The organism is Thalassotalea euphylliae, assembly GCF_003390375.1.
Lineage (GTDB): Bacteria > Pseudomonadota > Gammaproteobacteria > Enterobacterales > Alteromonadaceae > Thalassotalea_F > Thalassotalea_F euphylliae_A.
The window spans coordinates 1,302,884-1,317,336 of the sequence record NZ_QUOT01000001.1 but is presented as its reverse complement, the minus strand read 5'-3'; the positions used below and the strand labels follow the sequence as shown (position 1 = coordinate 1,317,336).

General features: G+C 44.9%; 15 protein-coding genes. All 15 read left to right on the top strand.

Annotated elements, in window-relative coordinates:
* Window positions 1-25 precede the first annotated feature (25 nt).
* The 15 genes from fliE to flhB all read left to right on the top strand — a co-directional run bounded on the left by fliE (window position 26) and on the right by flhB (window position 14,447).
* Complete coding sequence (fliE, locus tag DXX94_RS05835) at window positions 26-358, top strand: flagellar hook-basal body complex protein FliE (protein ID WP_115999529.1); 333 nt, start codon at window positions 26-28, stop codon at window positions 356-358.
* 52 nt (window positions 359-410) lie between these two features.
* Window positions 411-2,123, top strand: coding sequence for a flagellar basal-body MS-ring/collar protein FliF (gene fliF / locus DXX94_RS05830; RefSeq protein ID WP_374188828.1), 1,713 nt, complete (start codon window positions 411-413; stop codon window positions 2,121-2,123).
* Window positions 2,116-3,171, top strand: coding sequence for a flagellar motor switch protein FliG (fliG, locus tag DXX94_RS05825; protein ID WP_116014478.1), 1,056 nt, complete (start codon window positions 2,116-2,118; stop codon window positions 3,169-3,171). Before fliF ends, fliG begins: the two co-directional genes overlap by 8 nt.
* Before the next feature lie 50 nt (window positions 3,172-3,221).
* On the top strand, window positions 3,222-4,019 hold the full coding sequence (fliH, locus tag DXX94_RS05820; RefSeq protein WP_116014476.1) for a flagellar assembly protein FliH: 798 nt from the start codon (window positions 3,222-3,224) through the stop codon (window positions 4,017-4,019).
* Between the two features lie 20 nt (window positions 4,020-4,039).
* On the top strand, window positions 4,040-5,419 hold the full coding sequence (fliI, locus tag DXX94_RS05815; RefSeq protein WP_116014474.1) for a flagellar protein export ATPase FliI: 1,380 nt from the start codon (window positions 4,040-4,042) through the stop codon (window positions 5,417-5,419).
* 73 nt (window positions 5,420-5,492) lie between these two features.
* Window positions 5,493-5,933 carry a flagellar export protein FliJ gene (gene fliJ / locus DXX94_RS05810; RefSeq protein ID WP_116014473.1) on the top strand — a complete coding sequence of 147 codons (441 nt, stop codon included), beginning with the start codon at window positions 5,493-5,495 and terminating at the stop codon, window positions 5,931-5,933.
* A gap of 399 nt (window positions 5,934-6,332) precedes the next feature.
* Window positions 6,333-8,384 (top strand): flagellar hook-length control protein FliK, encoded by a 2,052-nt coding sequence (locus DXX94_RS05805; protein ID WP_116014471.1) that lies wholly within the window; start codon window positions 6,333-6,335, stop codon window positions 8,382-8,384.
* An 82-nt stretch (window positions 8,385-8,466) separates the two neighbouring features.
* The gene (fliL, locus tag DXX94_RS05800) at window positions 8,467-9,009 is read left to right on the top strand and encodes a flagellar basal body-associated protein FliL (RefSeq protein WP_115999536.1); all 543 of its coding nucleotides are present in this window, start codon (window positions 8,467-8,469) and stop codon (window positions 9,007-9,009) included.
* A gap of 52 nt (window positions 9,010-9,061) precedes the next feature.
* The gene (fliM, locus tag DXX94_RS05795) at window positions 9,062-10,129 is read left to right on the top strand and encodes a flagellar motor switch protein FliM (protein ID WP_116014469.1); all 1,068 of its coding nucleotides are present in this window, start codon (window positions 9,062-9,064) and stop codon (window positions 10,127-10,129) included.
* 12 nt (window positions 10,130-10,141) lie between these two features.
* Window positions 10,142-10,543 (top strand): flagellar motor switch protein FliN, encoded by a 402-nt coding sequence (gene fliN, locus DXX94_RS05790; protein WP_115999538.1) that lies wholly within the window; start codon window positions 10,142-10,144, stop codon window positions 10,541-10,543.
* 4 nt (window positions 10,544-10,547) lie between these two features.
* Window positions 10,548-11,207, top strand: coding sequence for a flagellar biosynthetic protein FliO (fliO, locus tag DXX94_RS19495; RefSeq protein WP_258872110.1), 660 nt, complete (start codon window positions 10,548-10,550; stop codon window positions 11,205-11,207).
* Window positions 11,208-11,325: 118 nt separating this feature from the next.
* Window positions 11,326-12,060: a flagellar type III secretion system pore protein FliP gene (gene fliP / locus DXX94_RS05780; protein ID WP_374188845.1), complete on the top strand. Its 735-nt coding sequence runs from the start codon at window positions 11,326-11,328 to the stop codon at window positions 12,058-12,060.
* Between the two features lie 2 nt (window positions 12,061-12,062).
* Window positions 12,063-12,332, top strand: a complete 270-nt coding sequence (gene fliQ / locus DXX94_RS05775) for a flagellar biosynthesis protein FliQ (protein ID WP_115999540.1) — start codon at window positions 12,063-12,065, stop codon at window positions 12,330-12,332.
* Window positions 12,332-13,114 (top strand): flagellar biosynthetic protein FliR, encoded by a 783-nt coding sequence (gene fliR, locus DXX94_RS05770; RefSeq protein ID WP_116014466.1) that lies wholly within the window; start codon window positions 12,332-12,334, stop codon window positions 13,112-13,114. The genes fliQ and fliR overlap by 1 nt, the downstream gene beginning before the upstream one ends.
* A gap of 202 nt (window positions 13,115-13,316) precedes the next feature.
* Window positions 13,317-14,447 (top strand): flagellar biosynthesis protein FlhB, encoded by a 1,131-nt coding sequence (gene flhB / locus DXX94_RS05765; protein ID WP_116014464.1) that lies wholly within the window; start codon window positions 13,317-13,319, stop codon window positions 14,445-14,447.
* Window positions 14,448-14,453 lie beyond the last annotated feature (6 nt).

The following is a 14,453-nucleotide window of genomic DNA, read 5'->3' as shown; positions in this document are numbered from 1 at the left end:
AGTTTTTTGACAGAGGTGAACCGTCATGGATATCAAAGCAAATTCTTTACTTGCACAAATGCAAGCCATGTCTGTACAAGCAACAGGCAATCGCGCGATGCCGATGGAGTCAATGCAGCAAGTAAACGCTTCATCTTCTGATTTTGGCAATGTTTTTAAACAAGCTATTGATACTGTGAACGGTTTGCAGCAAGATGCAGGGCAGAAACGCACAGCCTTTGAAATGGGTGACGATCGCGTTACCTTGGCTGAAACTATGATAGCTGCACAAAAATCCAGCGTTGCCTTCGAAGCAACCGTGCAGGTGAGAAATAAGTTTGTCGAAGCCTATAAAGAAATCATGAGTATGCCAGTATAATGCGCGCTGAAATTTAGTGTGCACTCAAGTAGTCAATTAGCGGAGATGTAAAGTGGCTGACAATAATTCCACAGCAATGGCAACCACAGATGGCTCAGATCTTGTCGCCCAAGACAATGATATGGTCGAAGAGCAGAAGTCAGGTTTTGCTGCTTCGTTAGGCAATGTTGATGTATTAAGGCAGTTAACGTTAATTATGGCATTGGCCATTTGTTTAGCGATTGCTGTTTTTGTGATCATGTGGGCCAATCAGCCAGAGTACCGCATTCTGTCCAAGCTACCTACCCAGCAGCTTATCGAAACAATGGACTTCTTGGATGCCAACCAAGTTGACTACAAACAGGCGAATAACACCATATCGGTTCGCGCAGACGAATACCAAGACATTAAATTACTGCTTGCCCGCCAAGGCCTGACTGACGAGCCGTCTGAAGGCACAGATATTATCATGCAAGACATGGGCTTTGGTGTTAGCCAACGGTTAGAAAGTGAGCGTTTAAAGCACAGCCGTGAAAAACAGTTGGCATTTACGATTGAGCAGTTACAGTCTATTCAACGCGCTAAAGTATTATTAGCGATCCCGCGTGAAAATGTTTTTGCCCGCAAACAAAAATCGCCTTCTGCAACTGTTGTACTAACCCTAGCTCGCGGTCGAGTGCTTTCTGAAGAAGAAGTAGACTCAGTCGTTGATATTATTGCCTCTGCGGTACAAGGCATGTCACCAAATCGGGTGACAGTAACTGACCAAAACGGCCGTCTATTAAATTCTGGTAGCCAAGATTCAGTATCATCGCGCTCACGTAAAGAATTTGAAATTGAGCAAAAGCGTGAAACCGAGTACATGGAAAAAATTGACTCAATCTTAATTCCTGTCGTTGGTTTAGGTAACTATACCGCGCAAGTTGACGTTGTGATGGACTTTACCAACACAGAAGAAACGTCACGTCGCTACAACCCCGATTTACCGGCATTGCGCAGTGAAATGAACAGTGAAGATACCTCAATTGGTGGTTCACTAGGTGGTATTCCTGGCGCACTAACGAATCAGCCGCCGCTCGCTTCCGATATTCCAGAAAACGCGACAGGTAATGGCGATCAGCCAGTACTACCATCACGTAAACATTCTGAATCAACTAAAAATTATGAGCTTGATGAATCCATTAGCTATACCAAGCAGCAAACCGGGGTGATTCGCCGTATCAGTGTATCGGTAGCATTAGATTATATTTCAACACCGGGCGCTGAAGGGGAAACCACATCGGCACCGCGCTCGGTCGCCGAGCTTGCTAATATTCGCCGTTTACTGCAAGGCAGTATTGGTTTTGACATGCAGCGCGGTGACACTTTAGAAGTGGTGACCTTGCCATTCTCACGTATTGATTTAGGTGAAGAAGAAGAGGTACCAATTTACGAGCAGCCTTGGTTTATGCAGGCGCTGAAATTGGTGATGGGTGCCTTAGTGATTATTGTATTGATTGTGGCAGTTGTTCGCCCAATGCTGAAACGCTTAATCTACCCAGATCAAACACCTGCAGATTACGGCGACAAATCACTGGATAGTCATGTTGACCTAGGTGATGAAACCATGGATATGTTAACATCTGATTTCGATGCGGATGCCGTAGGTTTTGCGCCAGATGGTAGCTTGCAGTTACCTGATCTGCATCGTGATGAAGATATACTAAAAGCAGTTCGTGCGCTTGTTGCTAACGAGCCAGAGCTGTCATCTCAAGTTGTGAAAAGTTGGTTGAGCGAAGATGAGTGATGAAGGCCAAGAATTAGCCCCAGTTGGTGGTGCTGGTGGCTTTGATGTTGAAAAGCTAGACGGTGCCGAAAAAGCATCTATTTTATTGCTGAGTTTGTCAGAAGAAGACGCTGCACAAATTCTAAAGCACTTAGAGCCTAAGCAAGTGCAGCAAGTGGGTATGATCATGGCGGGTATGGAAGACTTTACCCAAGAAAAGATCACTGCTGTGCACAAACTGTTTATCAACGAAATTCAAAACTTCTCGACGATTGGCTTCCAGAGTGAGGAGTTCGTGCGTAAAGCATTAACCGCTGCACTTGGTGAAGATAAAGCTGGTAACCTAATTGACCAGATCGTGATGGGCGGTGGGGCTAAAGGTTTAGATTCATTGAAATGGATGGACTCGAAGCAAGTAGCCAATATTATTCGCAACGAGCATCCGCAGATCCAAACCATTGTTTTATCTTATCTAGAGCCAGAGCAGTCGGCCGAAATTTTAGGCCAGTTCTCCGAAAAAGTGCGCTTAGACCTGATGATGCGTATTGCCAACCTAGAAGAAGTTCAACCGGCAGCATTGCAAGAGTTGAACGAAATTATGGAGAAACAGTTCGCCGGTCAAGCGGGTGCACAAGCTGCGAAAATGGGCGGCTTGAAAGCGGCTGCCGATATCATGAACTACCTAGACACTAATGTTGAAGGTATGTTGATGGATTCAATTCGCGAGCACGATGAAGAGATGAGTCAACAGATTCAAGATCTTATGTTTGTCTTTGAAAACCTTGCAGATGTTGATGACCGCGGTATTCAAGCTATCTTGAAAGAAGTGCAACAAGACGCACTAATGAAAGCAATCAAAGGTGCTGACGAAGCGCTGAAAGAGAAAATTTTGGGCAACATGTCAAAACGTGCTGCTGAAATGCTGGCAGATGATCTTGAAGCTATGGGTCCTGTACGAATCAGTGAAGTGGAAGCTGCGCAGAAAGAAATTCTCTCGGTTGCCCGTCGATTATCTGACGCTGGTGAAATTATGCTGGGCGGCGGCGGTGGCGGCGATGAATTCTTATAATCGCCACAACCAAATCGCCACAACCAATATTTGCCTAGTCACTCCTTGTTATGAATAAATTCACAAAGTCGTCTGTTGGACAGCAAGTGCTCAAAGAAGGTGAACAAGAAAGTTCACTATGGCACTTACCGGACGTTGAAAAGCAAGTAACGGCGCAAGAACTTGAGCAAACCAATGCACTGGGTAAACCGCGCAATTGGCGTTATGAACCACCACCAGAGCCAGAGCCGGAGCCTGTACCTTTAACTGCCGAAGAAATTGAAGAGATTCGTCAGGCCGCCTATGAAGAGGGCTTCAACCAAGGCAAAGAGGAAGGTTTTGCCAAAGGTTATGACGAAGGCAAGGCGCAAGGGCATCAAGACGGTGAGCAAGCCGGCCGCGAGCAAGGTCATGCCGAAGGTTTAGCATCTGGCGAACAAGCCATCACCGAGTTGGCGAATCAATGGCAACAGCAAGTTGAACAGTTGCATCAACCGCTTGCTGTCGTAGAAAGAAACATTGAACATCAATTACTGGTCTTGGTTGCACAGCTTACCGAAGCGGTCATACTGACTGAGGCTAAAACCAACCCCGATATTCTGATGGCGGCAATTAGCGAGGGCATTAAAGCGCTACCTAGCCAAGACTCGCAAGTTCAAATGCTATTGCACCCAAGCGATATTGAACGCGTTACCGAGCAATTTGGCGACAGCTATATTCAAGAGCAAGGGTGGCGATTGTTGCCAGCACCGCAATTCGAGCCAGGTAGCTGTCAAATCGAAAATAGTACATCAAGTATCGATCTAACCATCAAATCACGTATCAAACAAGTTGTGGAATCATTTTTGCAAGAAGCACTGCATAAGTAGTTTGTTGTCAAAATTCCAACATGATTGAAAGTTCTCACTTGGCGGAGCGTTTAGCGCAATGCCAACCTATTATTAAGCCTTTTAGCCAAGCAGTAGCGGGTCGCTTGATCCGTGTGGTCGGCTTAACACTTGAGGCTGTTGGAGTTAAAGCACATGTCGGCAGCCAATGTTTAGTTGAAACGGCTCACGGTGATCTAATTGCTGAAGTAGTGGGTTTTGCAGAAGATAAAACCTATCTGATGCCAGAGCAAAGCCTGACTGGCGTATTACCCGGCGCTCGCGTATTGCCACTTTCCGCTAAAGTCCGCCTACCTATGTCAATGGATTTGTTAGGGCGCGTGATTGATGGTGTTGGTAACCCGCTTGATGGCAAAGGGCCAATCGAAGCGGACGAGCAATATCGTCATGATAACACACCACTTAACCCGCTTGCTCGTCGAGCAATTTCAGAGCCGCTTGATGTCGGCGTGCGCTCTATCAACGGCTTTATTACGGTTGGTCAAGGGCAGCGTATGGGGCTCTTTGCTGGCTCTGGTGTTGGTAAATCTGTGCTATTGGGAATGATGACCCGCGGTACTAGCGCTGATGTTATCGTCGTTGGCCTAGTGGGCGAGCGTGGCCGTGAGGTTAAAGAATTTATTGAAGAAATTTTGGGCGAAGAAGGGCGACGACGTTCAGTTGTTGTTGCAGCTCCTGCAGACTGCTCGCCGCTTATGCGCTTAAAAGGCTGCGAAACTGCAGTACAAATTTCTGAATACTTCCGCGATCAAGGGCTTAACGTGCTGCTACTTTTGGACTCGCTGACTCGTTATGCCCAAGCACAACGTGAAATCGCCTTAGCCGTTGGCGAGCCACCAGCGACCAAAGGCTACCCACCGTCAGTATTTTCTAAGTTACCGCAATTGGTTGAACGCGCGGGTAATGGCGGTGAGGGCCAAGGCTCAGTCACCGCGTTTTATACGGTACTAACCGAAGGTGATGACTTGCAAGACCCAATTGCTGATGCCGCAAGGGCGATCCTTGATGGTCATATCGTATTGTCACGCTCTTTGGCTGATAGTGGTCATTACCCAGCAATTGATGTTGAAGCGTCAATTTCACGTGTTATGCCTATGGTGACCAGCCCTGAGCATCAGCAACTAGCGCGTAGCTTGAAACAAACTTATTCGCTATATCAACAAAATAAAGACTTAATTGCCATTGGCGCATACACCAAAGGCAGTGATCCACGTATTGATCAGGCAATTAACTTGTTACCAGTTATCGAGTTCTATTTGCAACAGCAAATGAAGGAAGTAATCCCTTACGATCAGAGCTTAACGCAACTCAATGAAATTGTTGCGGCAGCACAAGCACAGCAAGGGCAACCAGCCCAACAAAACATGGCAGTAGCGCGCTAGTAATGTTAGGGGTGAGAAATGGGAAAGTTGACGAATTATTTAATGAACGCAACGGATAGCAAAGGGTAAAGCGATGTCTTCGAAGCAGCTCGATATTTTGTATCGATTCGAAAAGGAAAAAGAAACCAAAGCCGCACAGCAATTGCAAGCGGCAGAGCTTGACTACCAGCAGAATTTACAGCGTATGCAAGGTGTCAGTGATTATCGCTTGGAGTATATGCGCAGACTTAGTGAGCGCTCTAGAGCGGGTATCGATAGTGCGACCTTTAACCACTTTCACGCCTTTGTAAAAAAACTCGATCAAGCGGCAGAGCAAGTTTCAATTGCTATTAACCAAGCTAAAGCCTTGATGGAGCAGCGCAAGCGGCAATGGCTAGCACAACGCCAGAAAGTGCAAGCGGTAGAGCACCTTAGAGAGCTAAAACTGAAAGAGTTAGCTAAACAAGAGGCGCGTAAAGAACAAAAAATGTTTGATGAAATCGCCACCCAACAATTTATCAGAAGGGCACGTTAATGTTTGTTCTTTATACTGTGGCGTAATTTTTGCTTTTTTATTTTTGTGATACCTTTTATAGGTCTTCACTTAGAGCGTTGTATAAGCCTTACGAGCCATAGCATTGGGGCGTCAGCAAACAGAAGTTAGCGGAAAATTGAAAAACCAAGTCGCAATAATTGCCGCTCAGGATTCATTAATAGCACAAGATTTTCCGTCTAAAACCTGTGTGAAGGTTTGTAAACGACACTGACAATTGAAAAAGAGCTAAGTGATGTAACTTGGCGATGTACAAAATGAGATAAGTGGTTGCTTAGTCACCATGAATAGTTTGCCTTGAGCTTAATGCCGATTGAAGATGTTGGTTGATTAATGCAATAGGCGGGCATTAAGAATGGATTTAGTTGTATTGGAACTGTTATGACACGAGTAAATGTATTGTCGATAGACACACTACAAAGTAATGACCTAGTTGCTGGTGCAGCATCTAGTGGCGACAAAGCTAGCAATAGTGGTGAGTTTTCCAAACTTGTTGATAGCCAAATGCAAACTCAGCAAAAAGAGCAAACTAATTATACAAGTCGTGCCAGTGATAAAGGTGCTAATGTAGATAAAGATCAAGGCGTTAATGTAGATAAAGAGCAAGACGCTAGTTTAGATAGTGAACACGCATTGGACAGCAAGAATACCGATGCTCAGCCAAATGACGCTAAAACAACTGAGGGTGAGGAATCATCTAGCCAGCAAAAAGATGCACAAGCATCTGACACGCCTAAACAAGTGGCAGGCGAAGAGAAGGTTTCAGAGGAACAAATCGCTAGTCAGTCGCTAGCAAAGCAAGCAGAACAAGAAACCAAATCTGATGATTTCATGACCTTGCTGGCAAAATCTGAAAAGTGGCTAAGTGGGGACGCTGCTAAAGGTGATAAAAACACTAGCGTGCAGTTTGCTCAAGCTAACGGGGATAATAAACTTGTTGGTGTTTCGACTAGCTCGAACGAATCTAAGACTAATGGCACTGAAGTTTCTGGGGAAGAAAAACCTGCAGGTGAAAGTGAATCACAAAATGGCACATTATCCGATAAGTCGTCATCGAGTAAATTAGATGAGTTATTAGCTGCACATTCTTCTAAAAGTGGTGAACAAAAAATTGACGCTAGTAAGCTAGGCAACGATAGCCAAACGAGCAAAGATCCGAGTGCTAATGACTTATCAGTTGTTTCTCAATCTGCTGGTAATTTGGCAGGCAAAGGTAACAGGTTGGCACAACCTACCGATCTTAATACCAAGATTGAGCCTAAGTTAGGGTTAGAGACTGCAGGTGCTGAAGAGTTAACCGAGGGACAATCAGCAACCTCGCTTGCCAATGCAGCAATAGAGACTGATGCGGCAGGTAATGGCGCATCTGGTGAGAACATTAAGCAATTAAGCGGCGATTTATCTGCGAGTCAAGGCGCTAACCAAGGCGCTAATCAGGGCCCCTCACAAAATACCTTGTCGGCATCTTCGCAGGGTAGCAACACTGCCAATGACAAATCTCAGGTTAATGAGCAATCATCCGTTCAATCGGTTAACGGTCAGGCAGCAAGTGCAAGTAATGCAATTAACTCAGCTAACGATCAAGTGCTTGATGCAGAGCAAAACGCTGCCGCCGCGAATGATGTACAAATTACTTCAAACCAGCAACGAAATACTAACAGCGCTGCAACGCAGCGAACAGGTGGTGAACCGTCTGCCCATGTTCAACAGTTAAATGCTGTGGCGGATGCGGCGCAAGCAGAGCAGCAAGAACAAAATTTGAATCAAGGTGAGCACCAGCAAGCTGAAACTCTGCAACAACAGGTTGAAACTAACAGCCAACAAGCACAAGTTTCTGCTCCAAACTCGCGCATGAGTTTTGCAGAGAGCATAGCAGCAGCGAATGCTAGCCAGACTCATACAACGAGTTCGATCACAAATACTGAAAATTTAACCCCTGAGCAAGTCGAGCAATTAGAGGCGGCCGCTAGCCGAGTAATTGACAGCAACTTAGATATTAAGAAAACGCAGCAATTACAAACGGAAACCATCAATATTTATCGCCGAGACTTTGCTAACGCGGTGAAAGATAAAGTGATGGTGATGGTCAATCAAAAGCTGCAACAAGTCGATATTCAGCTAGATCCACCTGAGCTGGGTAATGTGCATGTGCGTGTTAATTTGCAAGGGGATCAAGCAGCGGTGAATTTCACTGTACAAAACCCGCAAGCCAAAGATGCACTTGAGCAACACATGGATAAATTGCGAGATATGCTACAGGAAAGTGGGGTAGATGTTGGTGATGCCAATGTCGCGCAACAGCAGCAGGGCAGTGGTCAAGAGCAGGGTCGATTCGGACGCGGAGCCAGCGGTAATGAAGAGCTATCTGCAGCACCCGAAAATATCGCTCAGTTGGTTAAAGGTTCGGCAACTGGTATTGATTTCTACGCTTAAAACATTAAAAGCATTGGCGTAAACAGCTAACGACGATATAGTTTAGCAAAGCAACTCAACTGCTGGTTAATTAGGGTGTTTTATGGCAGACGAAAAAGAATTGGAAGTCGATAACGGCGGCGGTGGCAAGAAAAAAATGATGATCATCATCATTGCCGTAGTCGTGTTATTAGCGGCAGGTGGTGGTGTATTCTTCTTTATGGGCGGCGAGCCGTCAGAAGAAGAAGTAGCAGCGGCGTTAGAAAGTGGTGAAAGCGGTGAAGGTAGTGAAGAAATGCCAGCCGAGGCGGCAGGCGCGTCAACAGGGGACGCACTTTATGTTCCGATGCCAAGACCCTTCAGATTCAACGTACCAGGTGCAACACGAGACCGTTTCGTTGAAATACGCGTGCAGCTATTAGTGCGTGGCAGTGACAATGAAGAAGAAGCGAAAAAGCATGTGCCATTAATTGAGAGCACTTTGCTGTCAACGTTTTCATTGGCCAATGCAGATGACTTAGCAACCAGTGCCGGTAAAGCGTCGTTAAAACAGAAATCTTTAGCGGAAGTGCAAAAGATACTGAGCGAAATTTCTGGTAATAAAATTGTCGAAAAAGTGCTATTTACTGGCTTTGTGATGCAATAACTGGCAAGCCAGACAAAGCAATATTTAAAATTGAGTATAAGAGTAATTTCAAGTGAGTGACTTACTTTCACAAGACGAGATTGATGCGCTACTGCACGGTGTCGATGAAGTCGAAGAAGATGAAATAGTCGAGGAACAGGAACCCCAAGAAGGGACATCTGACTATGATTTTTCTTCGCAGGATCGTATCGTTCGTGGCCGCATGCCAACACTTGAAATGGTTAACGAGCGGTTTGCGCGCCACATGCGCATCAGTTTATTTAACATGATGCGCCGCACTGCAGAAGTCTCGATAAACGGTATTCAAATGATCAAGTTTGGTGAGTACGTACATACCTTGTTCGTACCAACCAGTTTGAACATGGTAAGATTTAGGCCGCTAAAAGGTACCGCCTTAATTACCATGGAAGCACGTTTAGTGTTTATTTTGGTAGACAACTTTTTTGGTGGTGACGGTCGTTACCATGCGAAAATCGAAGGTCGTGAATTTACACCCACTGAACGCCGCATCATCCAAATGTTACTTAAGCTGATTTTCGAAGATTACAAAGAAGCTTGGTCGCCTGTTATGGATGTGTCGTTTGAGTACCTAGATTCAGAAGTTAACCCGTCAATGGCAAACATTGTTAGCCCTACCGAAGTGGTGGTGATTAGCTCATTCCACATTGAGCTTGATGGTGGTGGTGGTGATTTCCACGTTGCCTTGCCTTATTCGATGTTAGAGCCGATCCGCGAATTACTTGACGCTGGTGTGCAAAGTGACAAAGAAGACACTGACATGCGCTGGTCAAAAGCGCTGCGCGATGAAATTCTTGATGTGCCAGTAGAGTTGACCACCAAGTTTATTGAGGTTGATTTGCCGCTGCAAAAAATCATGGAGCTTGAAGCAGGAGATATCATACCTGTGGAAATTCCAGATCATGTCACTGTGCTTATTGAAGACTTACCAACCTTTAGAGCCAAGCTGGGAAGAAGTCGTGACAATGTTGCTCTGCAAATTAAAGAGAAGATTAAACGTCCAGAGTCTGTGAAGTCTGAATTAACCATATTAACCAAAGGCGGTAAACGCCTAGATAGTGATGCTGAACTGCATATGCTAGAAGACGATTTAGAGTATTAATTAGAGGCAGTTATGAGTACTGAAAATGATGACCTAAGTATGTGGGACGAGGCCCTGAATGAACAGGCCGAAGCTCGCGAGGCTGCTGAAGGCGCTGAGAAAGTCGAGTTGGAAGAACTTGAAGAAAACGATACACCTATCTCAGGTGAAGAGCAGCGCAAACTTGATGCAATTTTAGATATTCCGGTAACAATTTCCATGGAAGTTGGTCGCTCAAATATTTCTATCCGTAACCTGCTGCAATTAAACCAAGGCTCTGTGGTCGAATTAGATCGCGTTGCTGGTGAAGCGCTTGACGTGCTGGTCAATGGTACTTTGATCGCCCACGGTGAAGTGGTTGTCGTTAACGACAAGTTTGGTATTCGACTTACCGATGTTATCAGTCAGGTTGAACGTATTAAAAAGCTCAAGTAATCCTATGAGATTGACCACTGCAAGTATTATCAAAGCCTGTACCTTGGTACTGGCTTTGTTTTGTGGGCTGCAGGTAAATGCTCAGCAATCAGAAGATAAAGATCAAACACAGCCAACACCGTCTGCGGGGCCACTAAATTCGCAAAAAGTGCTCGAATCAGAACTCGCGTTAGGCTCACCTCATTCAGAGCAATTAACTAAACCGCTTGAACCAACAAAAGAGCAGAGTCTTCAATCAGTATCAGTGGCTAACCCTGAAAATGCTGATTCCATCGCAACTAATCCCACTACGGCTGGTGCACAGCCTCTAACGCCCCAACAAGTAGCGCCAGAAGTAGGGCGTCATGTTGCCAGCAATAATCTTGAGTTATCGAGCATGTTATTGTCGCTTTTAGCGGTGTTGGCGTTAATATTGCTAGCAGCTTCACTATTAAAGAAATTTAAATTAGGTGGGCAGTTGCACAGTGATTTAAAAGTTATCACGTCAATGCACATTGGTACAAAAGAGCGATTAGTGGTTGTTGAAGTGGCGGGTAAGCAGTTATTGCTTGGTGTCACTGCCAATAATATTTCAATACTACAAGAGTTGGCTGAGCCATTAGCGAGTCAGCAGAACTTGCCTGTTGATATTGCGGCTAGCCTCAGTAAGCTCTTGAAAAAGTAATTCGTTAGAATTTAAGTGTTTAACGTTAAATTGACTGTAATAAAAGCTAGTAAGAAAGCGAATGCTGTTAACACATCATCTAGATAAGAGAATAATGAAAAAAGTACTAATTGTCGCTATGTCATTACTCGTGTTACTGACGTCTAGCCAGTTAATGGCGGCTGACGACCTTTCGATGTCGGCGCTGAAATTAACCACTAATCCAGACGGCTCGCAAGAGTATTCAGTAACCTTACAAATTCTGATTTTTATGACCGCGCTCGGGTTTATCCCCGCAGCGGTAATTATGATGACCTCGTTTACCCGCATTGTGGTTGTAATGGCAATTCTCAGACAGGCATTTGGTTTACAGCAAACGCCGTCAAATCAGGTGATTATTGGTTTAACCTTGTTTATGACGATTTTTATAATGACGCCGGTTTACAACCAAATTGATGAAGTGGCAATTCAGCCATACTTAGCAGAGCAAATGACGTCAGTTGACGCCATCAACGAAGCTAAAGTGCCACTCAGAGCCTTTATGCTTGAACAAACGCGCTTGAAAGATTTATCAACCCTTGCCGAAATGGCAGGTATTACTGAAGTTGATCAGCCAACTGACTTACCGATGACCGTCATTATTCCAGCCTTTGTGATCAGTGAGCTAAAAACCGCCTTCCAAATTGGTTTTATGCTGTTTATTCCTTTTTTGATCATCGACTTAGTGGTTGCCAGTGTGCTCATGGCAATGGGTATGATGATGCTATCTCCCATGATAGTCTCTTTGCCATTCAAACTTATGCTGTTTGTATTAGTTGATGGCTGGAACTTGGTGATTGGTACCATTGCCGCTAGTTATGGCTTAGGAACTTAGCTATGTCACCAGAGGTCTTTGTTGATGTACTAAGAGACTCAATGTTTCTCGTTATCTTGCTTGTGTCAGCGATTGTTGTTCCGAGCTTGATTGTCGGTTTAATTGTCGCAATTTTCCAAGCGGCGACGTCTATCAATGAGCAAACCTTGAGTTTTTTACCTCGTTTGATCGTGACTTTGTTGGCCCTTATTTTCGGTGGCCACTGGCTAGTGGAAAAATTGATGGATTACACCATCAGGCTAGTCAATAGTATCCCGAGTGTGGTGAGCTAATGGAGTTTACTGAGTCAGTCATCAATCAATTTATGGCTGATTTATTGCTGCCTTTGACACGCGTTTCAGCGTTAGTCATGTCGATGATTGGCTTGGGTGCGCAAACCATTCCAACGCGAATAAAACTACTGCTGTGTATCGCGATAACGCTCGCGATAATGCCAGCTATTCCGCCCGTTGGTGTTGATAACTTATTTGCCTTTGAAACCTTCTTATTGGTTGTTGAACAAATATTGATAGGGGTCTTGATTGGTTTTGTGACCGTGCTGGTGGTTAATACCTTTACCTTGGCCGGACAAATTATTGCAATGCAGACGGGTTTGGGCTTTGCTTCACTGGTTGACCCTGCTAGTGGTACTAACGTGCCTGCGGTTGGTCAGTTCTTTTTGATTTTGTCCACCTTACTGTTTTGGGGACTTGATGGTCATTTAACGTTTCTTCAGTTTATTGTGATTAGTTTTGAAACCATACCTATTCCAAGTGAAGGACTAGAAACCGTTAAATACAAAGAAACCGTCGAGTGGGCTGGCTGGATGTTTACCACTGCGTTGTCGTTGGCGTTGGCGCCCTTAACGGCAATGTTACTGATTAACTTTTCATTTGGTATTATGACCCGTGCTGCGCCACAACTTAACATTTTCTCAGTTGGCTTTCCTATTACCATGACAGGCGGGCTTATCATTATGTGGCTTACGTTAGGTAACTTTTTGCTGCATTTTGAGCAGCAGTGGGCGCGTGCCATTGATTTTACTTGCTACCTTGTTGATTGCGGTGCACGTTAATTTTCTGGTGTATAATACCAATTTCAATAAATACTTGAACATTCTGGCTGGTTAAAATACTCATTAACTGCGTTGTTGTTTTTGAAATTAGAACAACTAGTTAACAAGAAATAACGCCTTGTTTATGAACCTTTTTCCTACGCCATAATTGATCAAATAATAAATTCAATTGGTATAAATTTCTGATGGGTAACTAGTAACCATGGCAGATTCAGACTCAGGTGAACGCAGTGAAGAGCCGACGGCGAAAAAACTGTCGGAAGCTCGACAGAAAGGGCAAATCCCTCGCTCGAAAGATTTAGGCACTATGTTCGTGTTGATCAGCAGTGCGGTTGCGTTGTTGATGGTCGGTGATTCGTTAGTGCTTAGCTTGTCACAAATGATGAAGCGCATGTTTACCTTTACTCGCGAAGAGGTAATGGATACTCAGAATATTTTTAACATCGTTGGTGAGGTTTTCGCCGGTGTGATGTATCCAATGTTATGGATTTTTGCGATTATCACGCTCGCAGCCTTTGTTGGGAACACCTTGTTAGGCGGTATGAATTTTTCCTGGGAGGCAATGGCGCCCAAGGCTAGTAAGCTTTCACCACTGCAAGGCTTCAAGCGAATGCTGGGCGTACAAGCAGGGGTCGAGCTCATTAAATCACTGCTTAAATTCTTTGTTGTCTTTTTTGTCGCGATAACCTTACTCACCGTTCTCTTTGAAGAAATCATCAGCTTAAGTTTAGAGTCAGCGCCGAGTAACTTTGGTCACGCGGTTGAGATGCTCTTGTGGATGTTCTTAGTTTTGGCCTGTTCATTGGGTATCATTGCCGCCATTGATGCGCCATATCAAGTTTGGAATCACACCCGTCAGCTCAAAATGACCAAACAAGAAGTTAAAGATGAAATGAAAAACACTGAGGGTAGCCCAGAAATTAAAGGTCGTATCCGCAGGGCGCAGTATGAGATGTCGCAACGCCGTATGATGCAAGATGTGCCGCAAGCCGATGTGGTGATTACTAATCCAACCCATTACTCAGTCGCATTAAAATATGATACCGAGCAGGGCGGCGCACCGATGATGATTGCTAAAGGCGCAGATCAAATGGCGATACATATACGCACCATTGCAAAAGAGCACGGCGTGGAAATTCTGCAATCGCCTGCGTTAGCGCGCTCTTTGTATTACACAGCAGAAGTTAACGAAGAAATACCTGAGGCTCTGTTTGCGGCGGTCGCACAAGTGCTCGCCTTTATTTTTCAGTTAAGAGCACACCGCTCTGGCAAAGGTCGCCGCCCAGTGCCATTAGCTAAAAACCTTCCAATCCCAGACGATTATCGATATTGATACCGC

Bases quoted from the DNA above. Each gene is read 5' to 3' on its own strand.
- fliE (WP_115999529.1), top strand. From the start codon at position 26: ATGGATATCAAAGCAAATTCTTTACTTGCACAAATGCAAGCCATGTCT.
- fliG (WP_116014478.1), top strand. From the start codon at position 2,116: ATGAGTGATGAAGGCCAAGAATTAGCCCCAGTTGGTGGTGCTGGTGGC.
- fliH (WP_116014476.1), top strand. From the start codon at position 3,222: ATGAATAAATTCACAAAGTCGTCTGTTGGACAGCAAGTGCTCAAAGAA.
- fliI (WP_116014474.1), top strand. From the start codon at position 4,040: ATGATTGAAAGTTCTCACTTGGCGGAGCGTTTAGCGCAATGCCAACCT.
- fliJ (WP_116014473.1), top strand. From the start codon at position 5,493: ATGTCTTCGAAGCAGCTCGATATTTTGTATCGATTCGAAAAGGAAAAA.
- DXX94_RS05805 (WP_116014471.1), top strand. From the start codon at position 6,333: ATGACACGAGTAAATGTATTGTCGATAGACACACTACAAAGTAATGAC.
- fliL (WP_115999536.1), top strand. From the start codon at position 8,467: ATGGCAGACGAAAAAGAATTGGAAGTCGATAACGGCGGCGGTGGCAAG.
- fliN (WP_115999538.1), top strand. From the start codon at position 10,142: ATGAGTACTGAAAATGATGACCTAAGTATGTGGGACGAGGCCCTGAAT.
- fliO (WP_258872110.1), top strand. From the start codon at position 10,548: ATGAGATTGACCACTGCAAGTATTATCAAAGCCTGTACCTTGGTACTG.
- fliP (WP_374188845.1), top strand. From the start codon at position 11,326: ATGTCATTACTCGTGTTACTGACGTCTAGCCAGTTAATGGCGGCTGAC.
- fliQ (WP_115999540.1), top strand. From the start codon at position 12,063: ATGTCACCAGAGGTCTTTGTTGATGTACTAAGAGACTCAATGTTTCTC.
- fliR (WP_116014466.1), top strand. From the start codon at position 12,332: ATGGAGTTTACTGAGTCAGTCATCAATCAATTTATGGCTGATTTATTG.
- flhB (WP_116014464.1), top strand. From the start codon at position 13,317: ATGGCAGATTCAGACTCAGGTGAACGCAGTGAAGAGCCGACGGCGAAA.